This is a genomic window from Prolixibacteraceae bacterium, assembly GCA_019720755.1.
Taxonomy (GTDB): domain Bacteria; phylum Bacteroidota; class Bacteroidia; order Bacteroidales; family Prolixibacteraceae; genus Halosquirtibacter; species Halosquirtibacter laminarini.
Genome location: CP081303.1, coordinates 2963131 through 2986136, shown reverse-complemented (window position 1 = coordinate 2986136; position 23006 = coordinate 2963131). Strand labels below are relative to the sequence as shown.

Genomic DNA, 23006 nt, shown 5'->3' with positions numbered 1-23006 from the left:
AAATTATAATAATATGAATAAATTAAGTTTTTTCTCTTTCCTAATGTTTGCTGCATTGATCGTTTCTTCATGTAGCTCTAGTAAAAAAGTAGTATCCTCTTCTGAAGAAGAAGTTCTTATTACGACCTATTGTTCTGGTGACGAGTATCGTTCAACCGATAAATTGATACGTGCTAGCTCTTTGGGAGAAAGTACCGATCAAGTGATGTCTAAAAGAATGGCTCGTACAAATACATTGGAAGAATTAGCTTCTAAAATAGAGGTGAGCTTCAAGTCTGTAGTCGATAACTATTATAGCTCTAAGTCGACAGTGAACGCAGAAGAGGTTCAACGTAGATATGAAGGCCTTTCTCGCGAAGTGATCAATCAAAAGATCTCTGGTTATCGTACTATTTGTGAGAAAGTAACTAAAACAAAGAAAGGTACTTATAAAACGTATCTTTGTTTCGAAATTGGTATGGACGATCTTCTTAATCCTATCTATGACAAAATGTCTAACGATGACAAACTACGTCTAGATTATGATTATGAGAAATTCAAAAAAACTTTTGAAAAAGAACTAAAGAATAGTGAACGATAATTCATTGATTGCTACAGCTATTGTATAAAGCTGTAGCAATTATTTTGTTTCACAATATGACTTTCAATATGTATCTTTGTCCCTATAACAATTGAATTTGTTCGTGGATAGATTTGCATTTATTGATCGAACTGTAAATTGAAAATAATATAATTATGAAGATAGCTTTAATTGGTTATGGAAAGATGGGGAAGACAATCGAAAAGATTGCCCTAGATCGTGGTCATGACATTTCATTGATCGTTGATGTGAAGAATGCGAATACAATTACTGCTGCAGATCTAAAAGGAATTGATGTTGCAATTGAATTTACCAACCCTGATTCTGCTGTGAACAATTATATGCTATGCTTCGAAGCTGGTGTTCCTGTAGTTAGTGGAACTACTGGTTGGCTTGAGCAAGAACAGCAGGTTTATAATACCATCAATCAAAAAGATGGCACCTTCTTCTATGCTTCTAACTTTAGCTTGGGAGTAAACCTATTTTTTGAGCTGAATAAGCAATTAGGTAAAATGATGAACAGTTTTCCTGATTACGACGTCGATATGGTGGAAGTTCATCATACTCAAAAACTAGATGCTCCTAGTGGAACAGCAATTACTCTTGCGGAGGGACTATTTGATACATTGGATCGTAAGTCTTCTTGGACACTTGATAAAGCAAACGACGCTCAAGTTCATATTGAAGCAGAGAGAAGGGGAGAAGTCCCTGGAATCCATACAGTAAAATATGAGTCTGAAGTGGATGAAATTGTGATCACTCATAGTGCAAAAAGTCGTCAAGGTTTTGCTTTTGGTGCTGTTATTGCTGCAGAGTTCGCTTATGATAAGAAGGGTGTTTTGTCGATGAAAGACCTCCTGAATTTATAATATAATTGTCTATGAGTTTTATTCAAACTAAAATACGGGATAATCGCAAAAACTTTATTCGTTTTGTGATCTATAGTATCCTTTACATCCTATGGCTAGTATGGCTTGGTAATTTCTACCTTCTTCCTGGTCTTTTCATTATTTTTGACCTATACATTACGAATAAGGTTAATTGGACATTCTGGAAAAAACGTCGTCCTGAAGGGGAGAAGATGACTAAAACAGAAGAGTGGGTTGATGGAATTATATTTGCTGTGATAGCGGCAACTTTCCTTCGTGCTTTCTTTATTGAGGCTTATACAATACCTACTTCTTCGATGGAAAAATCTATGCTTGTTGGAGATTATCTTTTTGTAAGTAAAGTAAGTTATGGTCCTAAGGTACCAAATACTCCTATTGCATTTCCTCTTGTTCATCATACTTTACCATTTACAAAATCTACTCCTGCTTTTTCAGAAGCGGTTCAATGGCCATATCATCGCCTAAAGGGTTTCGGAAATGTGAATAGAAATGATGTGGTTGTTTTTAACTACCCAGAAGGGGATACTGTCGCTTCTAAGATGCAGAATCAAAGTTATTACCAATTGGTGCGTGCTTATGGCTGGAAAGAAGTGAATACAAACAAACGTGTTTTCGGTGATATTTTACATCGTCCTGTAGACAAATGTGAGAACTATATTAAAAGATGTATTGCCACCCCTGGTGACTCTCTTCAGATAATTCATGGTGTTGCTTACATTAATGGAAAACAACAAGATAGAGTTGAAAATTTACAGTATGAGTATCAGTTGCGAACTGATGGTTCTCGTATAAACCCTAAAGTACTTGATAAGATCGGTGTTGCTCCTGATGATATTGCAACAAATGGTGTGATTTACCAGATGCCTTTGACTTCTGAAATGGTGGATAAATTACATAAATATAAAGGAATTCAATCTATTGTAAAGTACGAAGCAACAAAACCAACCACTTCTGTATTTCCTTTTGATGAAAAATATCAATGGAATGAAGATAATTATGGCCCTATTTACATTCCAAAGAAAGGTGCTACAGTATCTCTAAATCTCTCAAATTTATCGCTTTACAGTAGATTGATTGATGTTTATGAGGACAATGATTTAGTTGTAAAAGATGGAATCATATATATCAATGGCCATGTTGTTGATCGTTATACTTTCAAGATGAACTATTATTGGATGATGGGAGATAATAGACATAATAGTGCTGATTCTAGATATTGGGGATTTGTACCTGAAGATCATATTGTCGGTAAAGCTGTCTTTGTATGGTTCTCTGTTGATAAATTCAAGAGTTTCCCTGACAATATTCGTTGGAGTCGTCTTTTCTCTTCTGTGAAATAGATACCTTTTTTAACTAGTCTAATTAAAATCATTTTAAAGTGAATCTATTAAGGGTACCTATGTACCCTTTTTTGTATAAACCCTTAGACAATGACCAAACTTACAAATGAAGAAATAATAGCAGGTGTTCAGAGTCAAAACCATGTTGTTTTGCATTCAATCTATCGTAGTTCTTTTCGTATTGTTTCTCTCTATATCCAACGTAATAGTGGAACTGAAGAGGATGCCAATGACATCTTCCAAGAGGCTTTAATTGTTGTTTATAGAAAAGTTCAAGAGCCTTCGTTCTCTTTGACATGTTCTTTTGAGACTTATTTGTATGCGATATGTCGCAATTTATGGCTCAAAGAACTTCACAACAGAGATCGTATACCGCAAGAACTCATTGGAGATGCTTTATTTAATGAGTTTGAATTAGAAGACGATATCGAGAATGTTATTCTAATGAATGATCGTTATCGATTGTATCAGAAACATTTTGAGTTGATGGGGGAAGATTGTAAAAAATTGATGACTCTTTTTCTTAAAAAAGTCCCCCTGAAAGATATTGCCAGAGTGATGGGACTTAAATCTGAACAATATGCAAAGAAGAAAAAATTTAGATGTAAGGAAGCTCTTGTAAAGAGCATCCAAAGTGATGTGGAATTCAATCACATTTCTGATCTATAGCATACATTATTCTTTGTTGTAATGAGGTCTATTTCAAACATAACATTGAAAAGTTGAGTTTAACAATGAAACCCTTTACGTTTATTTGATATGGATCATTATCTTGACAGTGAAATTGATTTAGCAATTTCTGAAGAGGATATTCTTTCTATGCGGAATGCATTGATACGTATATCATCTATTTACTTAAACAATCATGAAGTGCCTTTTAATCTTGTAGAAAGATTTTTGGAAGATGATTTAGAGGGGGATGAGAGAAGGCATATCGACAAATTGCAATTGTTTACGGATGAGTTTAATAATCTTGTTATTCTTTCTCAAGAGATTGACAACGCGATAAGTGAATTGAAGATTATGGAGTTGCGAAATATTCTTCCACTAATATCAAAGGTCCATAAACCGCTTGTAGTTAGTGTCCTTAAATCTAAGGACGACATCAAGTTATAAATAAAAAAAGCGTTCTATATTAGAACGCTTTTTTTAATTACTATTTAAACATATCCTTGATTTTATCCTTAAAGCTTTTATGCTCTCTTGGACTTTTATTAAAATTAGGCTGTTCTTTTAGCTGTCCTAGAAGTTCTTGCTCCTCTTTGGTTAGCTTATTTGGTACCCATAAATGCACCTGCACAAGTATATCTCCTCTACCATAACCATTCACATCAGGAAGTCCTTTTCCTCTCAAGCGAAGTATCTTATTCGGTTGTGTTCCTGCCTCTAGTTTAACCTTCACTTTTCCGTCAATAGTAGGTATCTCTACCTCTGTACCTAGTGCTAAATTCGGGAATGTTGTAAATAAGTTATAGATAAGATCGTTGTCATCTCTGATAAGTTCAGGATGTTTCTCTTCTGCTATAACAACTAGTAGGTCTCCAGGTTCTCCACCTCTTTTGGCTGCGTTCCCTTTACCTGATACGTTAAGTTGCATTCCTTCTGCTACCCCAGCAGGAATACGAACATGAATTACTTCTTCGTCTTTAACAATACCATCTCCATGACATTCTGTACATTTGTTGATAATTGTTTTACCATCTCCACCACAGTCAGGACATACTGCCTCACTGCGCATCTGTCCAAGGAAAGAGTTTACGATCTGAGTAACCCTTCCACTACCACTACATTTAGCACATGTATGGAAAGAGTTATTGTCTTTAGCACCAGTACCTGAACAGGTTGTACATTGGACATATTTATTAACTTTGATCTTTTTATCTACCCCTTCAGCAATCTCTTTAAGGGTAAGACGAACTCTTACGCGTAGGTTAGATCCACGGTTTCTACGAGGAGCTCCGCCACCGCCGAAGCCACTGAATCCGCTGAAACCTCCACCTCCGCCACCGAAGATGTCGCCAAACATAGAGAAGATGTCATCCATTGACATTCCTCCTCCACCAAAGCCTCCACCACCTGCAGCACCATCAAATGCAGCGTGACCGAATTGGTCGTAGCGTTGTTTCTTTTCTGCATTGCTTAAAACATCATATGCTTCAGCAGCTTCTTTAAACTTATCTTCAGCGTCTTTATCATCAGGATTCTTGTCTGGATGATATTTGATAGCTAGTTTTCTATATGCTTTTTTTATCTCAGATTCCGATGCTGATTTACTAACACCGAGAACCTCATAATAATCACGTTTACTCATCTTATTCTCCTATGACTACTTTAGCAAATCTAATGACTTTATCGTTCAGAGTATATCCTTTTTGGATTACATCTACCACTTTACCTTTTAGTTCTTTTGTTGGTGCAGGAATCTTTGTTAGTGCTTCGTGGTTGTCCGTATCGAAGTCATCTCCTGTTTGTCCTAACTCTTGCACACCATTCTTTTTCAAGAACTCTTTTAGCTTATTGTGGATTAGATCCACTCCTTCTTTGATTGATTTATTGTCTTCCGTAACAACCATTGCGCTGATTGCTCTTTCCACGTCATCAACAACAGGAAGGATATCAACAATCACTTTTTCTCCAGCTGACTTTGTCAACTCCATCTTCTCTTTAAGCGTTCTTCTTCTATAGTTGTCAAACTCAGCAGATAAGCGCATGTATTTGTCTTTCTGCTCCTCTAGAAGTAGAGATTCGCTTTTTGGTTCTTCTGTAGTCTCTTCTGTTGTATTTTCTTCTTGACCCTCTTCAGTTATATTTTCTTCCTGTTGAGTCTCTTCTGCATTTATATCTTTTATCTCTTCTTGCTCTTCTGGTTTCACTTTCTTCTCACTCATAGTATTATATTTTTGATCTCTTTTGTACAATAATTTTGCCATTATTGAGCAGCTGAATTATTGTCAGTTATTACGACTTATTTATGTCGAGAATGACGTTTTTGCAGTAATCTACGTCGTATTTCCAATATATATATATGTTATTTTGACATATTAATGAGTCGTGATTGCAATTCTTTGAACTTTAGATTGTTGGCAATGATAGTGCCATTTTTATTAATAAGGATATTATATGGTACATATTGTAACTGAAAGCGTGTAGGATATTTACCATACCATCCTTTCAAGTCAGAAACGTTATATTTCCAACTTATCCCATCATGCTCAATCGCTTTGAGCCATTGCTGTTCTTTTTTATCTAAAGAGATTGCATAAATCTCAAACTTCTGTCCTTGAGTGAAATCCCTATCTTTATACTTCTCGTATAGTTCAATGAGTTTCTTGTTTTCGATTCTACAGTTTGGACACCATGAAGCCCAAAAATGTATTAAAACGACTTTCCCTTGTAGTTCTGTGATACTTCTTTTCTCTCGCTTGGTGTCTTTAAGAACAATGTTTTCTATTTTTTGTCCAGCATCGATTCTTTTTTGTGCTTTAAGACTACCTTGAGACATGGTATAAAAGAGCATCCCTACAATTAGAATAAATTTTAATCTCATTCTTCTACTCGAGATATTTTTGCTCCAATTGCTTGAAGTCTTTTATCGATATCTTCGTATCCACGATCTATTTGGTCAATATTCGAAATGGATGAAACACCATTCGCTGAGAGAGCAGCAATAAGAAGTGCTACGCCTGCTCTAATATCAGGAGAGGCCATATTTGTTGCTCTTAATGCTTGCATCCTATCAAGCCCAATAACAGTAGCTCTATGTGGGTCACATAAAATTACCTGTGCTCCCATATCGATGAGTTTATCCACGAAGAAAAGACGGCTTTCGAACATCTTCTGGTGTATCAATACACTTCCTTTCGCTTGGGTTGAAACAACTAGTATGATACTTAGTAAATCAGGTGTTAGCCCTGGCCATGGTGCATCCGCAATGGTCATGATAGACCCATCGATAAATGATTCAATTTGGTAAGAGTCTTGTTTAGGAACAATCATATCATCCCCATCTTTTATCAATCTGATACCAAGCTTCTGGAATGTACGAGGAATAACACCTAGGTTTTCCCAAGAGACATCTTTAATTCGTATCTCTGACTGTGTCATTGCAGCCAATCCAATAAAACTACCAATCTCGATCATGTCCGGTAGCATACGGTGTTCACAACCTCCAAGATTCTTTACTCCATTAATGATTAGATAGTTCGATTTTATACCTTCGATTTTCGCTCCCATGCTATTTAGCATGCGACACAATTGCTGTAGGTATGGCTCACAAGCTGCATTGTAAATAGTCGTTCTTCCCTCTGCAAGAACCGCTGCCATGATAATATTTGCTGTTCCTGTAACAGAAGCCTCTTCTAGGTGTATGTCTACTCCATAAAGTTTGTCTGCTGTAATAGAGAAAAAACTCTCTTTAGGCTCAAATGAAAATTGTGCTCCCATCTCTTGGAAACCTTGAAAGTGGGTGTCCACTCTTCTTCGACCAATCTTATCACCACCTGGTTTAGGCATCTTCCCTTTTCCAAATCTTGCCAAAAGAGGGCCTAATAGCATGATAGATCCACGAAGGCTTGCTGCCTTTTCCTTGAATGTTTCACTGTCTAAGTAATCTAGATTAATATCATTTGCTATAAATGATTTTGTTTTGTTTCCTAGATCTTTTACTTTGACACCAAAATCTTCAAGAATTTCGATCAGCTTGTTTACGTCACGAATATTTGGAATATTACCTATGATTACTTCCGAAGGTGTTAAAAGTACTGCTGAGATTATTTGTAGTGCTTCATTCTTAGCGCCTTGAGGTGTAATTTCTCCTGCTAATGTGTGTCCCCCTTCAATTACAAATTTTGCCATTGATTCAAAGATTTATGGTCAATATTTTATTGCTTAGGCTTTTTATAGCCTTGGTGATTATTTTTCTTGTAGAATTTCTTGTTGTCCTGCGGTTGGGTTCTTTTGCGGTTGGTGTTAAACTGACGTGCTTCCGAAAGTTTAATGTCTGTTAGTAGTAATTTCCCGCCGGACATCTTTTTAAGGTCTTCTGCTATCTGTTCGTCATTAACGACTCCTTTATTCCATGAAAAGTATGATTTCTTCATGTGGTTTGCGATAGACTTAATGAGCTCCTCTTTTTCTTGACCATCCTCAAATTCAAGTGCTTTTGCTATCATTCTATCAACCAGATGCCCATAATGTTTTTTTCTAATACGTTGTTGTGGATATGGTACTCTTTTGGGCTTTTCTGACAAGCTCTCTCTGGTAGGAAGGGGATATGGAGAGTCAATATCTAAGGTGAAGTTTGACATGATTGTAATGTGGTCCCATAGCTTGTGTTTGAAATCAGGCACATCACGTAGATATGGGTACATATTTCCCATTATGTCGATAATCTTTTGTGCAGCAGTATTTCGATGCTCTTTCTCTTTTATACCCGATAATTGATCTACCATCTTTTGGAGATTACGACCATATTCGGGCATAATTAATCTTTTTCTACTAGAATTGTATTCCATTTAAGTATTGTAGTTGATTGGCTTGTCTCTTCTGAAACAACCAAGGAATGTATATATATTTCTTATATTAATCAATAATCTGAAGTTTTGCAAAACGTAATAGTAGTGTTTTGGTTCCGTTATCATCAAATTCAATAACTGCCTTTTTATTTGCATCTTTTCCTTCTATTGAGAGAATTACTCCAGTTCCAAAACGCTGGTGTTTAATAAGTGTTTGTGGTTTTAGTTGCTCTGGATTTGCACCGATAATCACATTTTTATCAATTTGTGCAAGCTCTTCCATTCTTTTAATCTTGCCATCTAATCTTACACCTTTAATGCTATTGATTATAGAGTCCTGAGTTTCAAGATGTCCGTACTGATGTTGCTCAAGTCGTTTTCTTTGATTCTCTTTTCGTTTAATGAAAATATTACTTTCGGACTCTAAAGGCATTTTTAGATATTGTGAGTCAATCTCGGATAGAAATCTACTTGGAGTACAAAATTCTATTTTCCCCCATTTAGATCGCTGTTTTACAAAAGACAAACACAATTTCTTTTCTGCACGAGTAACAGCGACATAAAATAATCGCCTCTCCTCTTCAAGTTCCTGTTTGTTTAGTGAAGTCTCTTTTATAGAAGGGAACAACTTCTCTTCTAATCCAACAATAAAAACGTTCTTAAACTCTAATCCTTTCGATGAATGGACTGTCATAAGTGTTACACGATCAGTATCTTCACCACCTTGTTTGTCTTGATCTGTAAGTAAAGCAACTTCCGAGATATAGTCTAAAATTAAAAAAGATTTTCCTTCTTCCATCGAATTATCGGTAAAATCTTTAATTCCGTTCATTAATTCCTGTATATTTTCTGTTTTTCCTTTGTTTTCAGGGTTTTTGTTAAAGTCATACTCTTCCAGAATATTCGTTCTTTCACAGACTAATTCAACCATTTCGAACGCATTTAGCATATTTACCTTGCTAGATAAGTCGTTGATCATCTCAACAAAAGCTTGTACTTTACGAAATGCTCCTGCATTTAAACCTGCAAGCTGACAGTTGTGTGCATCGGATGCGATATCAAAAATACTTAAATCATTGAATGCAGCTGCATTTTCAAGTTTGGTAACTGTGGTAGCCCCGATTCCTCTTGTTGGGAAATTGATGATCCTCTTTAGTGACTCATCATCTTGAGGATTTACGATTAACTTGAAGTATGCCAACACATCTTTAATCTCTTTGCGTTGGTAGAATGAGAGTCCTCCAAATATCTTGTACGGGATGTTTCTTTTACGTAAACACTCCTCAAAAATCCTTGATTGGGCATTGGTTCTATACAGGATAGAGAAATTCTCATAATTACATCCTGTGGCATTTTTGATTTGTAATATCCTTTTTGCTACTTCGATTCCTTCCTCATTGTCTGTCAGTGTATTGAAGAGTTCTATACGTTCGCCTAACTCATTCTCAGAGTATGTTTTCTTTGGAATCTGTTCAGAGTTCTTTTTTATTACACTGTTTGCTGCCTCTACAATAGTCCTAGTGGATCGATAGTTTTGCTCTAGCTTAAACGTCTTAAACTCCGGGTAGTCATTTTTGAAATTAAGAATGTTCTCAATTTTTGCTCCTCGAAACGAGTAGATCGATTGTGCATCATCTCCCACTACACAAAGATTCTTTTTTAATGCTGCTAGCTTCTTGATAATCAAATACTGAGAGAAATTTGTATCTTGATACTCATCTACCAAAATATAATGAAAACGCCGTTGATATTTCTCAAGAACCTCAGGGTGGTCTCTAAACAGTATGTTGGTCTCCAGTAAAAGGTCATCGAAGTCCATGGCTCCTGCTTTTTTACACCTTCTTGTGTATTCTAAGTAGATCGCTCCAAGTTGTGGCATTTGCTTTATCTTATCCGCCTCTCTTATGTCTTTATTGTTCAGGTAGCTTTGGGGAGTGACAAGATTGTTTTTAGCAGTACTGATTCTACTTTGAACTACGGTTGGTCTATAAATTTTATCATCCAACTTTTTGTTTTTTATGATACTCTTAATCACACTTTTAGAGTCTTGAGTATCATAAATGGTAAATGTGGAAGGATATCCGATTATTTCGGCTTCAATACGCAATATCTTTGAAAATAGAGAGTGGAAGGTGCCCATCCATAGATTTTTTGCACACTCCTCCCCAACTGCATTCGAGATGCGTTCTTTCATCTCCCTTGCCGCCTTGTTTGTGAATGTCAGTGCAAGAATCTGTTTCTCGCTCACACCTTTGTTTATCAGATGTGCTATTCGATATGTTAGTACGCGCGTCTTACCAGATCCTGCACCAGCAATTACAAGCGTTGGACCTTCAATATTTTCAACCGCATTTCTTTGCGGGGTGTTCAATGTTTCGAGATAATCGTACACTATTGCGTTTTATTATTTTAATTTCAATTTTGTAGAATTCTTTTTAATAAGAAGTAGCAATGAGAAATGGATTGCTGTTCAAAGTTGGCTACTGCCTTGCTTTCTATCCTCGAATATATTAATTCTTTTCAATGCAATCCATGAAGTTTATGCTACAAATATAATTAATTCTTTAAAACGAACATTGTATTACACGATTTGTTCTTTTTTTTCGTTATACTTTTGAAATATAGTATGTAAATCAATAATATTTTATGAAGAAGTTCTCTTTTAGCTTGGTTCTATTTTTCATGTGCTACCTTAATGGGTTTTCTCAACTCCAGTCAAGTAATAGTATTGGAATGCAGTCGACCTCCTATACACATAGCACAAGAGTAGATAATATCTATTTTTTTGACAATAAGAACGCTAGCTTCTCTTGTAGCTATCCTGATGCAACAAGTTATAAGTGGAGTCTAATGGATTCAAATACTGGTTTGTTTAACCTGGTCTTCTCTGGAAATTCTTCTCCTTCAACGACGACACTAGATATTAATGGTCTCTATATGGTTGAGGCTTTTAATGGGGGAGATGTGGTGAGTAAATCCTATTTCTGGTCTTTTTCTGTACCTGCCACTTTAGGCTCAAAAATAGTCGATAGCGACTGCGACTCTTTCCGTCTCGTCTCTTTATTCGAAGGAGAGAAAGACTTGGTATATTATGATCCTGAAACCCTAGATAAAATTACTTTGACTTGTAAACAAACTTATAAGTGGAATTTAGGGGCAAAATTAATCTCTTCACAGCCATATGCTACGGTTTATGATTTGCCCTTTTATGAATCAGAATATACTCTTGCCTACACGGACGATTTTGGTCGAAGTTTATCTAGTCGTGTTACCTATGCTCCAGTGAAGCCTGTTGTTAAGTTTAGCATTTCAACCAACCAAGATGGGGAGAGTGCTTTTATGGCTCCCCTTAAAGTTTCATTTGTAAATGAATGTGACCAAGATGATGGGAAATATGAGTGGAATCTATATAAGTCAGATGAGGTATTGAAGAAAGAGACTCTCAACAACATGACAGAGACCTATGATTCTACCTTGTATCGTTCTACTATAGATTCTCCTAATTATACTTATCAAAGTCCTGGGGAGTATATGGTGCAGTTGGTAGGATACAAAACGAATCCAGAAGGATTGGTTTGTTCTAGTACTTATCGTTTAGATCCAAAATTGAAAATTGAAGTTTCTTCGCTGAAAGTCCCAGAGGCTTTCTCTCCTAATGGGGATGGCTTAAATGATCTCCTATTGATAGAAGCCAAATCGCTTAAGAATGTCACTTTAGAGATCTTTAATAGATGGGGTAAGAAAGTTTATAGTGCTTCTATCTCTAATATGGCTTTTGAAGATTATTATGTTTTCAAATGGGATGGGACCTATAACGGAAAACAACTTAATACTGGGGTTTTCTTCTATACTATTAAGTCACAAGGTAGAGACGATGTTGCATATACACAAAAAGGAACCATTCACCTTTTTAATAACTAATGAATTTTCTTTTCTTAGAATTTCTATAGATCTGATATATAGAACCTGAAGTGTTTTCTACTCTTCAGGTTTTTTTATGTCCTCATGTGTCATGATATCTCCCTTTTCTCTTCAATATTACCTCTTTTTCTCCTGTCGTCGAATACGCGTGTTATTCAATTCATCTATTATTCTGTTTGAACTATAATCGTTATTATATGAGCCCTTTTATCGTATATGGTGTTCATGGTACTTTATGTGTGTTGTACCTGATGCTTATAAATAAAACATATATAAACTCTAGTATATTGTTCTATTCCTACTTCATACGATGTGATCTTAGCATGTTTTTCTCAATGATTTCTTAATCGTATGTCATTTTTCTGCAATTCTGCTTTTTATGTTTTCTGCAATTTATCCTGTTTAAATTATTCTCTATTCTAGATGTCTTTTCTAGTGGTTTGATCCGTACTTTGGATACCCTTCCTCTACCCTTTAGTTACCCTTTGGTTACTCTCAGAGTAACCAAAGGGTATCCAAAACACGTCTTTATCCTATAGTTGATTAGGTTTTTGTATTGGAGAAAATAATAGGAATGAACAACAAAGTTTATTCGGTCTACATATTCCGTTCATAGTCCTTGATATACTGAAGTTGTATCAACTTATTTCTACTGTAAGGGTTTTCCCTACGTTGTTACTTTAGCGCGGTATATGGGGCTTTAATGCTATAGAACCATCGCGATGTATTCGTTATGTTTTATTTTAATTTGAGACAAAAAAGAAGGTGTGTCTTTTGAAGACACACCTTATGTAATTTAATTGTAGCTAAATAGATCTCTTATACTGTTTCGAGCTCTTCGTGCTCTTCAAGGATCTGTTTCTGTACGTCTGCTTGCATCTTTTCATATTGTGCAAACTCCATGGAAAACATAGCACGTCCATTTGTAAGTGAACTAAGTGCTGTTGAGTATTTATAGGTCTCTTTTAATGGGATTTGAGCATTGATTACCTCATAGTTGCCACTAGATTCCATTCCAAGAATCAGAGCTCTACGACTCTGTAAATCGCTCATTACGTCACCCATTTTATCCGAAGGGACATGTACTTGAATGTTATATACAGGTTCTAGGATTTTAGGTGCTGCTTCTTTGAATGCTTGACTAAATGCGGTTCTACCTGCTATTTTAAATGAAATTTCATTTGAATCGACAGGGTGCATTTTGCCGTCATAGACATAAACAATGATATCGCGAGCATAACTACCAGTAAGAGGTCCTTGGTCCATCTTTTCCATAATTCCCTTTAGTATTGCTGGTAAGAATCTTGCATCGATGACCCCCCCGACTATACAGTTACAGAATATCAATTTACCACCCCACTTAAGAGGATGCTCTTCTTTACCTCTAATGTTAAGTTTAATCTCCTTCTCACCAAACTTAAAGCTCTTTTTAGGATCTACTCCTTCCGTATATGGTTCGATGATTAAGTGCACCTCTCCAAATTGACCTGAACCTCCAGATTGTTTTTTATGTCTGTAATTCGCGGTAGCAGGTTTGGTAATTGTCTCTCTGTAGGATATTCTAGGTCTTTCTAGTGATATCTCCACTTTGTAAATGTGGTCGAAGTACCACTTAAGGGTGTTTATATGATATTCTCCTTGTCCGTGAACTAATAGTTGTTTCAACTCTTTAGCATATTCTATCTGCCATGTTGGGTCCTCTTGTGCTAATTTCTGAAGAATTTCAGCAACTTTTTCGTCATCAGATTCATTCACCGCTCTGATAGCAGTTGTGTATCGAGGTTTAGGGAATCTTAGATTTCTAAATTTATAGTTTTCACTTTTGTCACATAGTGTGTGATCTGTTTTTGTCTCTTTTAATTTTACTGTTGCTCCAATATCTCCTGCGTGAAGTTGAGAAACTCTTGTTCTGTCTTTTCCTGCAGATACGTATAGCTGACTTATCTTTTCTTTGTTTTCAGTTGTCGTGTTTAGAAGTTCGTCTCCTTCTTTAAGTGTTCCTGAGTTTACTTTGAAGTAACTTATCTCACCTACATGCGATTCCACGGATGTTTTAAAGAAGAAAAGAGATGTTTTTTCGTTTTCGTCTACGACAACTTTTTTGCCATCAATGGTCTCTTTGGGTTTCAATTCATTTGGCGCTGGCGCTACATTGCAGATAAATTCCATTAGTCTGCGAACTCCCATATCTTTCTCAGAGCAGATACAGAATAGGGGGTATAGTTCTCTTGAAAGCATCCCTTTTTTTATCCCTTCTCTCATCTCATTTTCAGTAAGAGAACCTTTTTCGAAGTAGAGCTCCATCAATGCTTCATCGTTCTCAGCAGCTTTTTCTACGAGCTCGTTATGTAGCTCGTTGGCTTTCTCTATTTCTGAATCAGGGATATCAAGAATCTCTGGTTCTCCTCCATCTGTTCCCCATTGATAAAGTTTCATTTTCAAAACATCTACCACTTTGTGAAAACCTTCTCCTGTTTTTACCGGGTACTGAATTTGAGCAATGTGGTTTTGGTATCCTTGATTAAGATCGGCGATAAGAGATTCCCAATGTATCTCAGGTTTATCAAGATGATTTATTGCAAAAATTATTGGTGTTTCGAATTTCTTTGCTTGTCGTGTTGCAATTTCAGTTCCAACCTCAATACCTTCAGGAGCATTAATCACCATTATGCCCGTTGCTGCTACTCTCAATGCTGGAATCACGTTTCCGACAAAGTCATCCATACCTGGAGTATCGATGATATTTAGTTTTCTATCGTTGTATTCCGTAAACAATACTGAGCTAAAAACAGAGTTGCGGTATTCGTGTTCGACAGTGGTGTGGTCTGATGCAGTGTTTTGTTGTTGAACTGATCCTCTTCGTTTGATCACTCCTCCTTCGAATAACATAGATTCACATAGGGTCGTTTTACCTGATCCGGAACCACCAATCAAGGTTAGGTTTCGGATGTCTGATGTTTTGTATGTTTTCATAGCCAAATGTATTTAAGGTTGATACTATTTGTTACATGTGACTAAAGTTACATAAAGAAGAACTTAATTGTTTATTTTTGTGTTGTTACTTTGATCTGTTTAACAGCATGTTACGAGTGGCTTTTCGTTTGAGAAAACAAATGTATCTTAAGAAGATTTGTGCATGTTTGATGGGAAAATTGTGCTTGACTGGTGATTTATTACCCATTAATATAGAAAAAAATAGAGAAAAATGATCTTTTTTTTAGAAAAGCTGTGTTTTTGTCTTGGAAATTAGTAGTTTTGCCCCTCGATTTTTGGCTTAGTGAGACATGCAGAAGTGTGTTGTGTTTTCAACTACTTTTGTTTAAAGTGTATCACTGCCGTTTTAATTTTAAAACTTATAGTTTAATAAAGATTAAATTTTATGCCTACTATTCAACAGTTAGTACGTAAAGGACGTACAAGCAAAGTGGAGAATAGCAAATCTCCAGCGTTGGATGCTTGTCCACAGCGTCGCGGGGTTTGTGTGCGTGTGTATACAACTACTCCTAAGAAGCCAAACTCAGCAATGAGAAAAGTTGCAAGGGTTCGTCTAACAAACGGAAAAGAAGTGAACGCTTATATTCCAGGAGAAGGACACAACTTGCAAGAACACTCAATCGTATTGGTACGTGGTGGTCGTGTTAAAGACTTACCAGGTGTGCGTTATCACTTAGTTCGTGGTGCGTTAGATACAGCAGGTGTTGAGGGACGTCTTCAGCGTCGTTCTAAGTATGGAGCGAAAAGACCTAAGAAGAAGTAATTTCTAGATTAGGATTTAAAAAAGTTGTTTCGACAGTGTGTTGAAACTGTAATTTATTTAAAATCTTAGTTGTTTGTTAGTGGTTTGGTTGAGTAAGGGTTTGATTTCCGTTCTGGTTTCAAAGATTTATAGAAAGGTAGGCTGCCTGAAGCTTAACAGCCAATTCGAATAACACAAACATTTTAGCTAAAAGATGAGAAAGTCAAAACCAAAAAAGAGGGTCCTTTTACCGGATCCAAAATTTAACGATACCATGGTAACTAGGTTCGTTAATGACTTGATGCAAGATGGTAAGAAAAGTGTGGCATTCCGCATTTTTTATGATGCACTTGACATTGTTGATAGTCGCATGAAAAATGAAGAATTGTCTTCACTAGAGATTTGGAAAAAAGCAATCCAAAATATTACTCCTGGTGTTGAGGTTAAGAGCCGTCGTGTTGGTGGTTCTACATTCCAGGTGCCAATGGAGATTCGTCCAGAACGTAAATTGGCTATCGGAGTTAAAAACTTGATTTTGTTTGCTCGTAAGCGTTCAGGTAAAACAATGGCCGATAAATTGGCTGCTGAGATTATGGCTGCGTTCAACGAAGAGGGTGGAGCTTATAAGAAAAGAGAAGATACTCATAGAATGGCAGAGGCTAACCGTGCGTTTGCTCATTTCCGTTTCTAATTGTTGGTTGAATCTATTTATACAATAAGTATATAATGGCTAGAGATTTAAAATTTACTAGAAATATCGGTATCATGGCTCACATTGATGCTGGTAAGACTACCACTACAGAACGTATTTTGTTCTATACTGGTAGAACTCACAAAATTGGTGAGGTGCACGATGGTGCAGCTACAATGGATTGGATGGAGCAAGAGCAGGAGCGTGGTATTACTATTACTTCTGCTGCGACATATACTGAGTGGAATTATGCCGGTGACACGCACCAGATTAATATCATCGATACTCCGGGTCACGTTGACTTTACTGTTGAAGTAGAGCGTTCATTACGTGTTTTGGATGGTACAGTAGCTACATTCTGTGCTGTTGGTGGTGTTGAGGCTCAATCAGAGACTGTTTGGCGTCAAGCTGATAAGTACGGTGTGCCTAAGATTGCTTACGTAAACAAGATGGACCGTTCTGGTGCCGATTTTTTTAACGTTATTAATGATGTTAAAACTAAATTAGGTGCAAATCCTGTGGCTATTCAGTTGCCTATTGGTTCTGAAGAGACTTTCAAAGGGATTGTTGACCTTGTGAAAATGAAAGCAATTGTTTGGCATGATGAAACTATGGGAGCGGATTACTCTGTTGAGGAGATTCCTGCTGATATGGTGGATCAAGCTAATGAATATAGAGAAATGTTGGTTGAAGCTGTAGCTGTTCAGGATGAAGCTTTGATGGAGCGTTTCTTTGAAGATCCTGATAGCATCACTGAAGAGATGATGTATGATGTGATTCGTAAAGCTACTATTGCTGGAGATGTAGTTCCAATGATGTGTGGTTCTTCATTCAAAAACAAAGGTGTTCAGACTCTTCTAGATGCTGTTTGTTTGTATTTGCCATCTCCACTTGATAAAGGGGAGACTGTAGGTACTTCTTTGGATGATGATTCTGAAATTACTCGTAAACCAGATGCTACTGAGCCTTTGTCTGCATTGGCATTTAAAATTGCAACTGACCCATTCGTAGGTCGCTTGTGTTTTATTCGTGTGTACTCTGGTGTTATTGATTCAGGTTCTTATGTGTTTAATGCACGTACTGGAAAGAAAGAGCGTATTTCTCGTCTTTTCCAAATGCACTCAAACAAGCAAGAGGCAAGAGAGAAAATTGAGGCTGGTGATATCTGTGCTGCAGTAGGATTTAAAGACATTCGTACAGGAGATACATTGTGTGCATTGGATGCTCCAATGGTTCTTGAGCAGATGACTTTCCCTGATCCTGTGATCGGTGTAGCAATTGAGCCTAAGACTCAAAAGGATATGGATAAGATGGGTATGGGGCTTGCTAAGCTTTCTGAAGAAGATCCAACTTTCCAGGTTAATACTGATGAAGATTCAGGACAAACTATTATCCGTGGTATGGGTGAGCTTCACTTGGAGATTATTATTGATCGTCTTAAGCGTGAGTTTAAGGTGGAATGTAATCAAGGTGAACCACAAGTATCATATAAAGAAACTATTCGTTCAGAAGTTGCTTTGCGTGAAACATTCAAAAAGCAGTCGGGTGGACGTGGTAAATTTGCGGATATTCATGTGCGTGTAGCACCTGTTGAAGATGAGACTTTTGTTGGTCTTGAGTTCGTGGATAAAATTAAGGGTGGTACTATTCCTAAGGAATTTATCCCATCTGTAAAGAAAGGTTTCGAAGAGGCTATGGCGAATGGTCCTTTGGCTGGTTATCCTGTTGAGAGTTTAAAAGTGACTCTTTATGATGGATCTTTCCACCAGGTCGATTCAGATCAGTTGTCTTTCGAATTGGTAGGTCGTCAAGCATTTAAGAGTGCTGCATCTCAAGCTTCTCCAGCATTATTGGAGCCAATGATGGCACTAGAAATTGTTACTCCTGAAGAGTATATGGGTGATATTATCTCTGACTTAAACCGCCGTCGTGGTCAAGTAGAGAGCATGGATTCTCGTGGTACTGCTCGTGTATTGAAGGCAAAAGTGCCTCTTTCAGAGCAATTCGGTTATGTAACTACTTTGCGTTCATTGTCTTCTGGTCGTGCAACTTCTTCAATGACTTTCTCTCATTATGAGGAGGTACCAAAGAACATCGCAATTGAGGTGTTGGAGAATGTGAAAGGTCGAACAGATTTGTTGTAATATATAGTAATTTATCTCGAAATGAGTCAAAGAATCAGGATTAAATTAAAGTCTTACGATCACAATCTTGTAGACAAATCAGCTGAGAAGATTGTTAAAACAGTTAAAACTACTGGTGCTGTAGTTAGTGGTCCTATTCCACTTCCAACACACAAACGTATCTTTACTGTTTTGCGTTCAACTTTCGTGAACAAGAAATCACGTGAGCAGTTTGAGTTGTCAACTTACAAGCGTTTGATCGACATTTACAGTTCTACTGCAAAAACCATTGATGCACTTATGAAACTTGAGTTGCCAAGTGGTGTTGAAGTAGAAATTAAACTTTAATAATTTTAGACAATTAAAGAATTATGTCTGGATTAATTGGAAAAAAAATCGGAATGACTTCCGTATTCAGTGTTGAGGGGAAGAATATTCCATGCACTGTGATTGAGGCTGGTCCTTGTGTTGTAACTCAGGTTCGTACTGAAGAAGTAGATGGTTATGCTGCTGTTCAGTTGGGTTTTGAGGACAAAAAAGAGAAGCATGCTACTAAAGCAGAGCAAGGTCACGCTAAAAAAGCGAACACTGCTCCTAAGAAAAAGGTAGTTGAGTTTTCTGCAGAAGGTATGGATTTTCAGCTTGGTGATGTTGTAACCCTTGATGTATTTAGTACAGATGGATGGGTTGACGTTTCAGGTATCTCTAAAGGTAAAGGTTTTCAAGGTGTAGTTAAGCGTCATGGTTTCGCTGGAGTAGGTCAAGCTACTCACGGTCAGCATAACCGTTTGAGAGCACCAGGTTCTATTGGAGCGGCTTCTTACCCAGCACGTGTATTTAAAGGTATGCGTATGGCAGGTCGTGATGGTGGCAAGACTGTTAAGGTTGAAAGCTTGAAAGTTTTGAAAGTAATACCTGAGAGTAACTTGTTAATTGTTAAAGGTTCCGTTCCTGGAGCTAAAGGGTCTTACTTAATAATTGAGCAGTAATGGAAATTAGTGTATTAAATCTAGCAGGACAAGAGACAGGTCGCAAAGTTGAATTAAATGATGCGATCTTCGCTATCGAACCAAATGATCACTCGATCTATTTGGATGTAAAACAGTTCTTGGCTAATCAACGTCAAGGGACTCATAAGTCTAAAGAGCGCGCTGATATTTCTGGTTCAACAAGAAAGATCAAAAAACAAAAAGGTACTGGTACTGCTCGTGCGGGTAGTATCAAGTCTCCAGTTTTCCGTGGTGGTGGACGTGCTTTCGGGCCTCGTCCAAGAAACTATGGTTTCAAGTTGAATAAGAAAGTGAAAGTTTTAGCTCGTAAATCTGCTTTAACATATAAGGCAAGCGAGGGAGCTATTAAAGTTCTAGAAGATTTTACTTTTGAGTCTCCAAAGACGAAAGAAATGGTTTCTTTGCAGAAGAATTTGAATATTAATGATAAAAAGTCGTTAATTGTTTTATCTGATGCAAATAAAAACATATATTTGTCGACCAGAAATTTACAGAATGTAGATGTTATTGTAGTATCTGACTTGAATACTTACGATGTTCTACGTGCGAAAAACATCTTTTTCGTAGAAAGTTCTGTGAATAAGTTGGAGGAAGTATTTAATATTTAACGATTTAGGCAATGAATGTTTTAGTTCGACCTATAGTAACAGAAAAAATGACGGAGCAGCAAGAGACTTTGAACTCTTACGGTTTCGTTGTTTTGAAGAGTGCAGATAAAGGCCAGATCAAAAGAGCCATAGAAGCTATGTATGGGGTTGAAGTTGACTCTGTTAATACTATGGTTTATGCAGGAAAGCGTAAGATGCGTTACACCAAAACTGGTGTGCAAAACGGTAAAACTGCATCTTTTAAGAAGGCGATCGTTACCTTAAAAGAAGGTGGCGTAATTGATTTTTACAGCAATATTTAATAGGAAATGGCAGTAAGAAAGTTTAAACCTGTAACTCCCGGTCAGAGACACAAGATCGTTGGTGTTTTTGATACGATTACCACTGACACACCTGAGAAATCATTGTTGAAGCCCATGAAGAAATCCGGAGGTCGTAATAGCTCTGGAAAGATGACAATGAGGTATATAGGTGGAGGGCATAAGAGAAAATATCGTGTTATCGATTTTACAAGAGATAAAGACGGTATCCCTGCGACAGTTCAATCTATTCAGTATGATCCAAACCGTACTGCGCGTATCGCGTTGTTGGTTTATGCTGATGGTGAGAAGCGCTATATTTTAGCACCAAACAAATTAGCTGTTGGACAACAGTTGATGTCTGGTGATGATGTAGCTCCTGAAGTAGGAAACACTCTTCCTCTATCAAATATTCCTCTTGGAACTATTATTCATAATATTGAGCTTCATCCTGGTCAAGGTGGTGTTATGGCTCGTTCAGCGGGATCATATGCACAATTGACTTCACGTGAAGGCAGATATGCTATTGTAAAATTACCTTCGGGCGAGTCTCGTATGGTACTTACTACATGTCGTGCTACAATTGGAGCAGTAAGTAATTCGGATCACGCGTTAGAGCGTTCAGGAAAAGCGGGACGCTCACGTTGGTTGGGACGCCGTCCACGAGTTCGTGGTGTGGCAATGAACCCAGTTGATCACCCAATGGGTGGTGGTGAAGGACGTCAGTCTGGAGGTCACCCAAGATCACGTACGGGTCTATTGGCTAAAGGCTTCAAAACTCGTTCGAAGAAAAAAGCTTCGAATAAGTATATTGTAGAAAAAAGAAAGAAGTAATCGGCAAAAGTAAGTACAAGTTATGAGTCGTTCATTAAAAAAAGGACCTTTTATTGATGTTAACCTTGATAAGAAGGTTGCAGCATTGAATGAGTCAGGTAAAAAGACCGTTGTAAAGACTTGGGCGCGTAGCTCAATGATTTCTCCGGATTATGTCGGACATACTGTTGCAGTGCATAATGGAAACAAATTTATTCCAGTTTATGTGACAGAGAATATGGTGGGACATAAATTTGGAGAATTTGCTCCAACGCGTACTTTCCGCGGTCATGGTGGTAATAAGAAAAAATAGTAAATCTGTATCACGATGGGATCAAGAAAACATAATAATGCGATAAAGCTTAAAGAAGCGAAAAAACAACAGTATTCAGCTATGTTGCGTAACTGTCCTACTTCGCCACGCAAAATGCGTTTGGTAGTGGATATGATTCGTGGTGTAGAAGTGAATCGCGCATTAGATATCTTGAAGTTCTCTTCAAAAGAGGCTTCTAGAAAAGTAGAGAAGTTACTTCTTTCTGCTATTGCTAATTGGCAGGCAAAAAACGAAGGAGTTCGTTTGGAAGAGAGTAATTTGTATGTTAAAGAAGTGTTCGTGGATGGTGGACGTTCATTGAAACGAATTCAACCAGCACCTCAAGGACGTGCTCACAGAATTCGTAAGCGTTCGAACCACGTTACTATTCGCTTAGCAAGTAATAATGTTGTTGAAGAATAAATAATAATACATGGGACAAAAAGTTAATCCGATAGCAAACCGATTGGGATTTATCCGAGGATGGGATTCAAACTGGTTCGGAGGAAATGATTACGGAGATAAGCTTGCCGAGGATTTTAAAATTCGTAAGTATTTGAATGCGCGTTTGGCAAAAGCGAGTATTTCAAAAATTATGATTGAGCGTACTCTAAAGCTTATTACTATTACCGTACAAACATCTCGCCCTGGTATTATTATTGGTAAAGGTGGTCAGGAAGTAGATAAGCTTAAAGAAGAGCTTAAGAAGATCACTAAAAAAGATGTTCAGATCAACATTTTTGAAATCAAGAGACCAGAGCTTGATGCTAAGATTGTAGCTACAAATATCGCTCGCCAAATCGAAGGCCGTATCGCTTATCGCCGTGCTGTTAAGATGGCAATTTCTTCAGCAATGAGAATGGGAGCAGAAGGTATTAAGGTTCAGATTTCAGGTCGTCTTAATGGCGCTGAGATGGCACGCTCGGAAATGTACAAAGAAGGTAGAACACCTCTACATACACTTAGAGCAAATATTGACTATGCACTTGTTGAAGCATTGACAAAAACTGGACTCTTAGGGGTTAAAGTTTGGATTTGCAAAGGCGAGATCTATGGAAAACCTGAACTTGCTCCAGTACAAGCTCCACGCGATAACCGTGGTGGTAATAAGCGCGGAGGTTTTAAGAAGCGTAGAAAGTAATTTGTTAATTATCTAAGATTAGTAAAGG

The 23006-nt window shown here is 37.2% G+C and carries 24 protein-coding genes; 17 read left to right on the top strand and 7 right to left on the bottom strand.

From position 1 onward, the window contains the following. Positions 1 to 13: 13 nt before the first annotated feature. The 5 genes from K4L44_11760 (at position 14) to K4L44_11740 (ending at position 3926) form a co-directional block, all read left to right on the top strand. Positions 14 to 580 (top strand): hypothetical protein, encoded by a 567-nt coding sequence (locus K4L44_11760; GenBank protein QZE13260.1) that lies wholly within the window; start codon positions 14 to 16, stop codon positions 578 to 580. 155 nt (positions 581 to 735) lie between these two features. Next, positions 736 to 1449, top strand: coding sequence for a 4-hydroxy-tetrahydrodipicolinate reductase (gene dapB, locus K4L44_11755; GenBank protein QZE13259.1), 714 nt, complete (start codon positions 736 to 738; stop codon positions 1447 to 1449). 11 nt (positions 1450 to 1460) lie between these two features. Further along, the gene (gene lepB, locus K4L44_11750; GenBank protein QZE13258.1) at positions 1461 to 2810 is read left to right on the top strand and encodes a signal peptidase I; all 1350 of its coding nucleotides are present in this window, start codon (positions 1461 to 1463) and stop codon (positions 2808 to 2810) included. 90 nt (positions 2811 to 2900) lie between these two features. After that, on the top strand, positions 2901 to 3479 hold the full coding sequence (locus K4L44_11745; protein ID QZE13257.1) for a sigma-70 family RNA polymerase sigma factor: 579 nt from the start codon (positions 2901 to 2903) through the stop codon (positions 3477 to 3479). Positions 3480 to 3569: 90 nt separating this feature from the next. After that, on the top strand, positions 3570 to 3926 hold the full coding sequence (locus K4L44_11740; protein QZE13256.1) for a hypothetical protein: 357 nt from the start codon (positions 3570 to 3572) through the stop codon (positions 3924 to 3926). Between the two features lie 40 nt (positions 3927 to 3966). Here the strand turns inward: K4L44_11740 and dnaJ are convergent, their stop codons facing one another. The 6 genes from dnaJ to K4L44_11710 all read right to left on the bottom strand — a co-directional run bounded on the left by dnaJ (position 3967) and on the right by K4L44_11710 (position 10715). Beyond that, positions 3967 to 5121, bottom strand: coding sequence for a molecular chaperone DnaJ (dnaJ, locus tag K4L44_11735; GenBank protein QZE13255.1), 1155 nt, complete (start codon positions 5119 to 5121; stop codon positions 3967 to 3969). 1 nt (position 5122) lies between these two features. Continuing rightward, entirely contained in the window at positions 5123 to 5698 is a 576-nt protein-coding gene (locus tag K4L44_11730; GenBank protein QZE13254.1) for a nucleotide exchange factor GrpE, read from the bottom strand. Between the two features lie 140 nt (positions 5699 to 5838). Then, positions 5839 to 6357, bottom strand: a complete 519-nt coding sequence (locus K4L44_11725) for a TlpA family protein disulfide reductase (protein ID QZE13253.1) — start codon at positions 6355 to 6357, stop codon at positions 5839 to 5841. Further along, on the bottom strand, positions 6354 to 7664 hold the full coding sequence (gene murA / locus K4L44_11720) for a UDP-N-acetylglucosamine 1-carboxyvinyltransferase (GenBank protein ID QZE13252.1): 1311 nt from the start codon (positions 7662 to 7664) through the stop codon (positions 6354 to 6356). The genes K4L44_11725 and murA overlap by 4 nt, the downstream gene beginning before the upstream one ends. 26 nt (positions 7665 to 7690) lie before the next feature. Continuing rightward, positions 7691 to 8323, bottom strand: coding sequence for a DUF4290 domain-containing protein (locus K4L44_11715; protein ID QZE13251.1), 633 nt, complete (start codon positions 8321 to 8323; stop codon positions 7691 to 7693). 67 nt (positions 8324 to 8390) lie between these two features. Further along, positions 8391 to 10715 (bottom strand): exodeoxyribonuclease V subunit gamma, encoded by a 2325-nt coding sequence (locus K4L44_11710; GenBank protein ID QZE13250.1) that lies wholly within the window; start codon positions 10713 to 10715, stop codon positions 8391 to 8393. A gap of 254 nt (positions 10716 to 10969) precedes the next feature. On the opposite strand from K4L44_11710, the gene K4L44_11705 reads away from it, so the two are divergent. After that, entirely contained in the window at positions 10970 to 12244 is a 1275-nt protein-coding gene (locus K4L44_11705; GenBank protein ID QZE13249.1) for a gliding motility-associated C-terminal domain-containing protein, read from the top strand. An 819-nt stretch (positions 12245 to 13063) separates the two neighbouring features. Here K4L44_11705 and K4L44_11700 read toward each other — a convergent pair. Further along, positions 13064 to 15217, bottom strand: coding sequence for an elongation factor G (locus tag K4L44_11700; protein ID QZE13248.1), 2154 nt, complete (start codon positions 15215 to 15217; stop codon positions 13064 to 13066). 406 nt (positions 15218 to 15623) lie between these two features. On the opposite strand from K4L44_11700, the gene rpsL reads away from it, so the two are divergent. The 11 genes from rpsL (at position 15624) to rpsC (ending at position 22978) form a co-directional block, all read left to right on the top strand. Next, complete coding sequence (gene rpsL / locus K4L44_11695) at positions 15624 to 16001, top strand: 30S ribosomal protein S12 (GenBank protein ID QZE13247.1); 378 nt, start codon at positions 15624 to 15626, stop codon at positions 15999 to 16001. Positions 16002 to 16194: 193 nt separating this feature from the next. Further along, positions 16195 to 16671 carry a 30S ribosomal protein S7 gene (gene rpsG, locus K4L44_11690; GenBank protein ID QZE13246.1) on the top strand — a complete coding sequence of 159 codons (477 nt, stop codon included), beginning with the start codon at positions 16195 to 16197 and terminating at the stop codon, positions 16669 to 16671. A gap of 35 nt (positions 16672 to 16706) precedes the next feature. Then, positions 16707 to 18815 carry an elongation factor G gene (gene fusA, locus K4L44_11685; protein ID QZE13245.1) on the top strand — a complete coding sequence of 703 codons (2109 nt, stop codon included), beginning with the start codon at positions 16707 to 16709 and terminating at the stop codon, positions 18813 to 18815. 21 nt (positions 18816 to 18836) lie between these two features. Continuing rightward, on the top strand, positions 18837 to 19142 hold the full coding sequence (rpsJ, locus tag K4L44_11680; protein QZE13244.1) for a 30S ribosomal protein S10: 306 nt from the start codon (positions 18837 to 18839) through the stop codon (positions 19140 to 19142). A gap of 20 nt (positions 19143 to 19162) precedes the next feature. Beyond that, a complete protein-coding gene (rplC, locus tag K4L44_11675; protein QZE16003.1) occupies positions 19163 to 19783 on the top strand; it encodes a 50S ribosomal protein L3 in 621 nt (206 codons plus the stop codon). Continuing rightward, positions 19783 to 20412, top strand: coding sequence for a 50S ribosomal protein L4 (gene rplD, locus K4L44_11670; protein ID QZE13243.1), 630 nt, complete (start codon positions 19783 to 19785; stop codon positions 20410 to 20412). Before rplC ends, rplD begins: the two co-directional genes overlap by 1 nt. Before the next feature lie 11 nt (positions 20413 to 20423). Beyond that, positions 20424 to 20714: a 50S ribosomal protein L23 gene (rplW, locus tag K4L44_11665; GenBank protein ID QZE13242.1), complete on the top strand. Its 291-nt coding sequence runs from the start codon at positions 20424 to 20426 to the stop codon at positions 20712 to 20714. 6 nt (positions 20715 to 20720) lie between these two features. After that, positions 20721 to 21545, top strand: coding sequence for a 50S ribosomal protein L2 (rplB, locus tag K4L44_11660; GenBank protein ID QZE13241.1), 825 nt, complete (start codon positions 20721 to 20723; stop codon positions 21543 to 21545). A 22-nt stretch (positions 21546 to 21567) separates the two neighbouring features. After that, positions 21568 to 21837: a 30S ribosomal protein S19 gene (gene rpsS / locus K4L44_11655; GenBank protein ID QZE13240.1), complete on the top strand. Its 270-nt coding sequence runs from the start codon at positions 21568 to 21570 to the stop codon at positions 21835 to 21837. A gap of 15 nt (positions 21838 to 21852) precedes the next feature. Further along, positions 21853 to 22260, top strand: coding sequence for a 50S ribosomal protein L22 (rplV, locus tag K4L44_11650; GenBank protein QZE13239.1), 408 nt, complete (start codon positions 21853 to 21855; stop codon positions 22258 to 22260). 10 nt (positions 22261 to 22270) lie between these two features. Next, positions 22271 to 22978 (top strand): 30S ribosomal protein S3, encoded by a 708-nt coding sequence (gene rpsC, locus K4L44_11645; GenBank protein ID QZE13238.1) that lies wholly within the window; start codon positions 22271 to 22273, stop codon positions 22976 to 22978. The last annotated feature ends 28 nt before the right edge of the window (positions 22979 to 23006 follow it).

Excerpts from the sequence above, each read along its gene's own strand:
- K4L44_11760 (QZE13260.1), top strand. The coding sequence starts at position 14 with ATGAATAAATTAAGTTTTTTCTCTTTCCTAATGTTTGCTGCATTGATC.
- dapB (QZE13259.1), top strand. The coding sequence starts at position 736 with ATGAAGATAGCTTTAATTGGTTATGGAAAGATGGGGAAGACAATCGAA.
- lepB (QZE13258.1), top strand. The coding sequence starts at position 1,461 with ATGAGTTTTATTCAAACTAAAATACGGGATAATCGCAAAAACTTTATT.
- K4L44_11745 (QZE13257.1), top strand. The coding sequence starts at position 2,901 with ATGACCAAACTTACAAATGAAGAAATAATAGCAGGTGTTCAGAGTCAA.
- K4L44_11740 (QZE13256.1), top strand. The coding sequence starts at position 3,570 with ATGGATCATTATCTTGACAGTGAAATTGATTTAGCAATTTCTGAAGAG.
- dnaJ (QZE13255.1), bottom strand. The coding sequence starts at position 5,121 with ATGAGTAAACGTGATTATTATGAGGTTCTCGGTGTTAGTAAATCAGCA.
- K4L44_11730 (QZE13254.1), bottom strand. The coding sequence starts at position 5,698 with ATGAGTGAGAAGAAAGTGAAACCAGAAGAGCAAGAAGAGATAAAAGAT.
- K4L44_11725 (QZE13253.1), bottom strand. The coding sequence starts at position 6,357 with ATGAGATTAAAATTTATTCTAATTGTAGGGATGCTCTTTTATACCATG.
- murA (QZE13252.1), bottom strand. The coding sequence starts at position 7,664 with ATGGCAAAATTTGTAATTGAAGGGGGACACACATTAGCAGGAGAAATT.
- K4L44_11715 (QZE13251.1), bottom strand. The coding sequence starts at position 8,323 with ATGGAATACAATTCTAGTAGAAAAAGATTAATTATGCCCGAATATGGT.
- K4L44_11705 (QZE13249.1), top strand. The coding sequence starts at position 10,970 with ATGAAGAAGTTCTCTTTTAGCTTGGTTCTATTTTTCATGTGCTACCTT.
- K4L44_11700 (QZE13248.1), bottom strand. The coding sequence starts at position 15,217 with ATGAAAACATACAAAACATCAGACATCCGAAACCTAACCTTGATTGGT.
- rpsL (QZE13247.1), top strand. The coding sequence starts at position 15,624 with ATGCCTACTATTCAACAGTTAGTACGTAAAGGACGTACAAGCAAAGTG.
- rpsG (QZE13246.1), top strand. The coding sequence starts at position 16,195 with ATGAGAAAGTCAAAACCAAAAAAGAGGGTCCTTTTACCGGATCCAAAA.
- fusA (QZE13245.1), top strand. The coding sequence starts at position 16,707 with ATGGCTAGAGATTTAAAATTTACTAGAAATATCGGTATCATGGCTCAC.
- rpsJ (QZE13244.1), top strand. The coding sequence starts at position 18,837 with ATGAGTCAAAGAATCAGGATTAAATTAAAGTCTTACGATCACAATCTT.
- rplD (QZE13243.1), top strand. The coding sequence starts at position 19,783 with ATGGAAATTAGTGTATTAAATCTAGCAGGACAAGAGACAGGTCGCAAA.
- rplW (QZE13242.1), top strand. The coding sequence starts at position 20,424 with ATGAATGTTTTAGTTCGACCTATAGTAACAGAAAAAATGACGGAGCAG.
- rplB (QZE13241.1), top strand. The coding sequence starts at position 20,721 with ATGGCAGTAAGAAAGTTTAAACCTGTAACTCCCGGTCAGAGACACAAG.
- rpsS (QZE13240.1), top strand. The coding sequence starts at position 21,568 with ATGAGTCGTTCATTAAAAAAAGGACCTTTTATTGATGTTAACCTTGAT.
- rplV (QZE13239.1), top strand. The coding sequence starts at position 21,853 with ATGGGATCAAGAAAACATAATAATGCGATAAAGCTTAAAGAAGCGAAA.
- rpsC (QZE13238.1), top strand. The coding sequence starts at position 22,271 with ATGGGACAAAAAGTTAATCCGATAGCAAACCGATTGGGATTTATCCGA.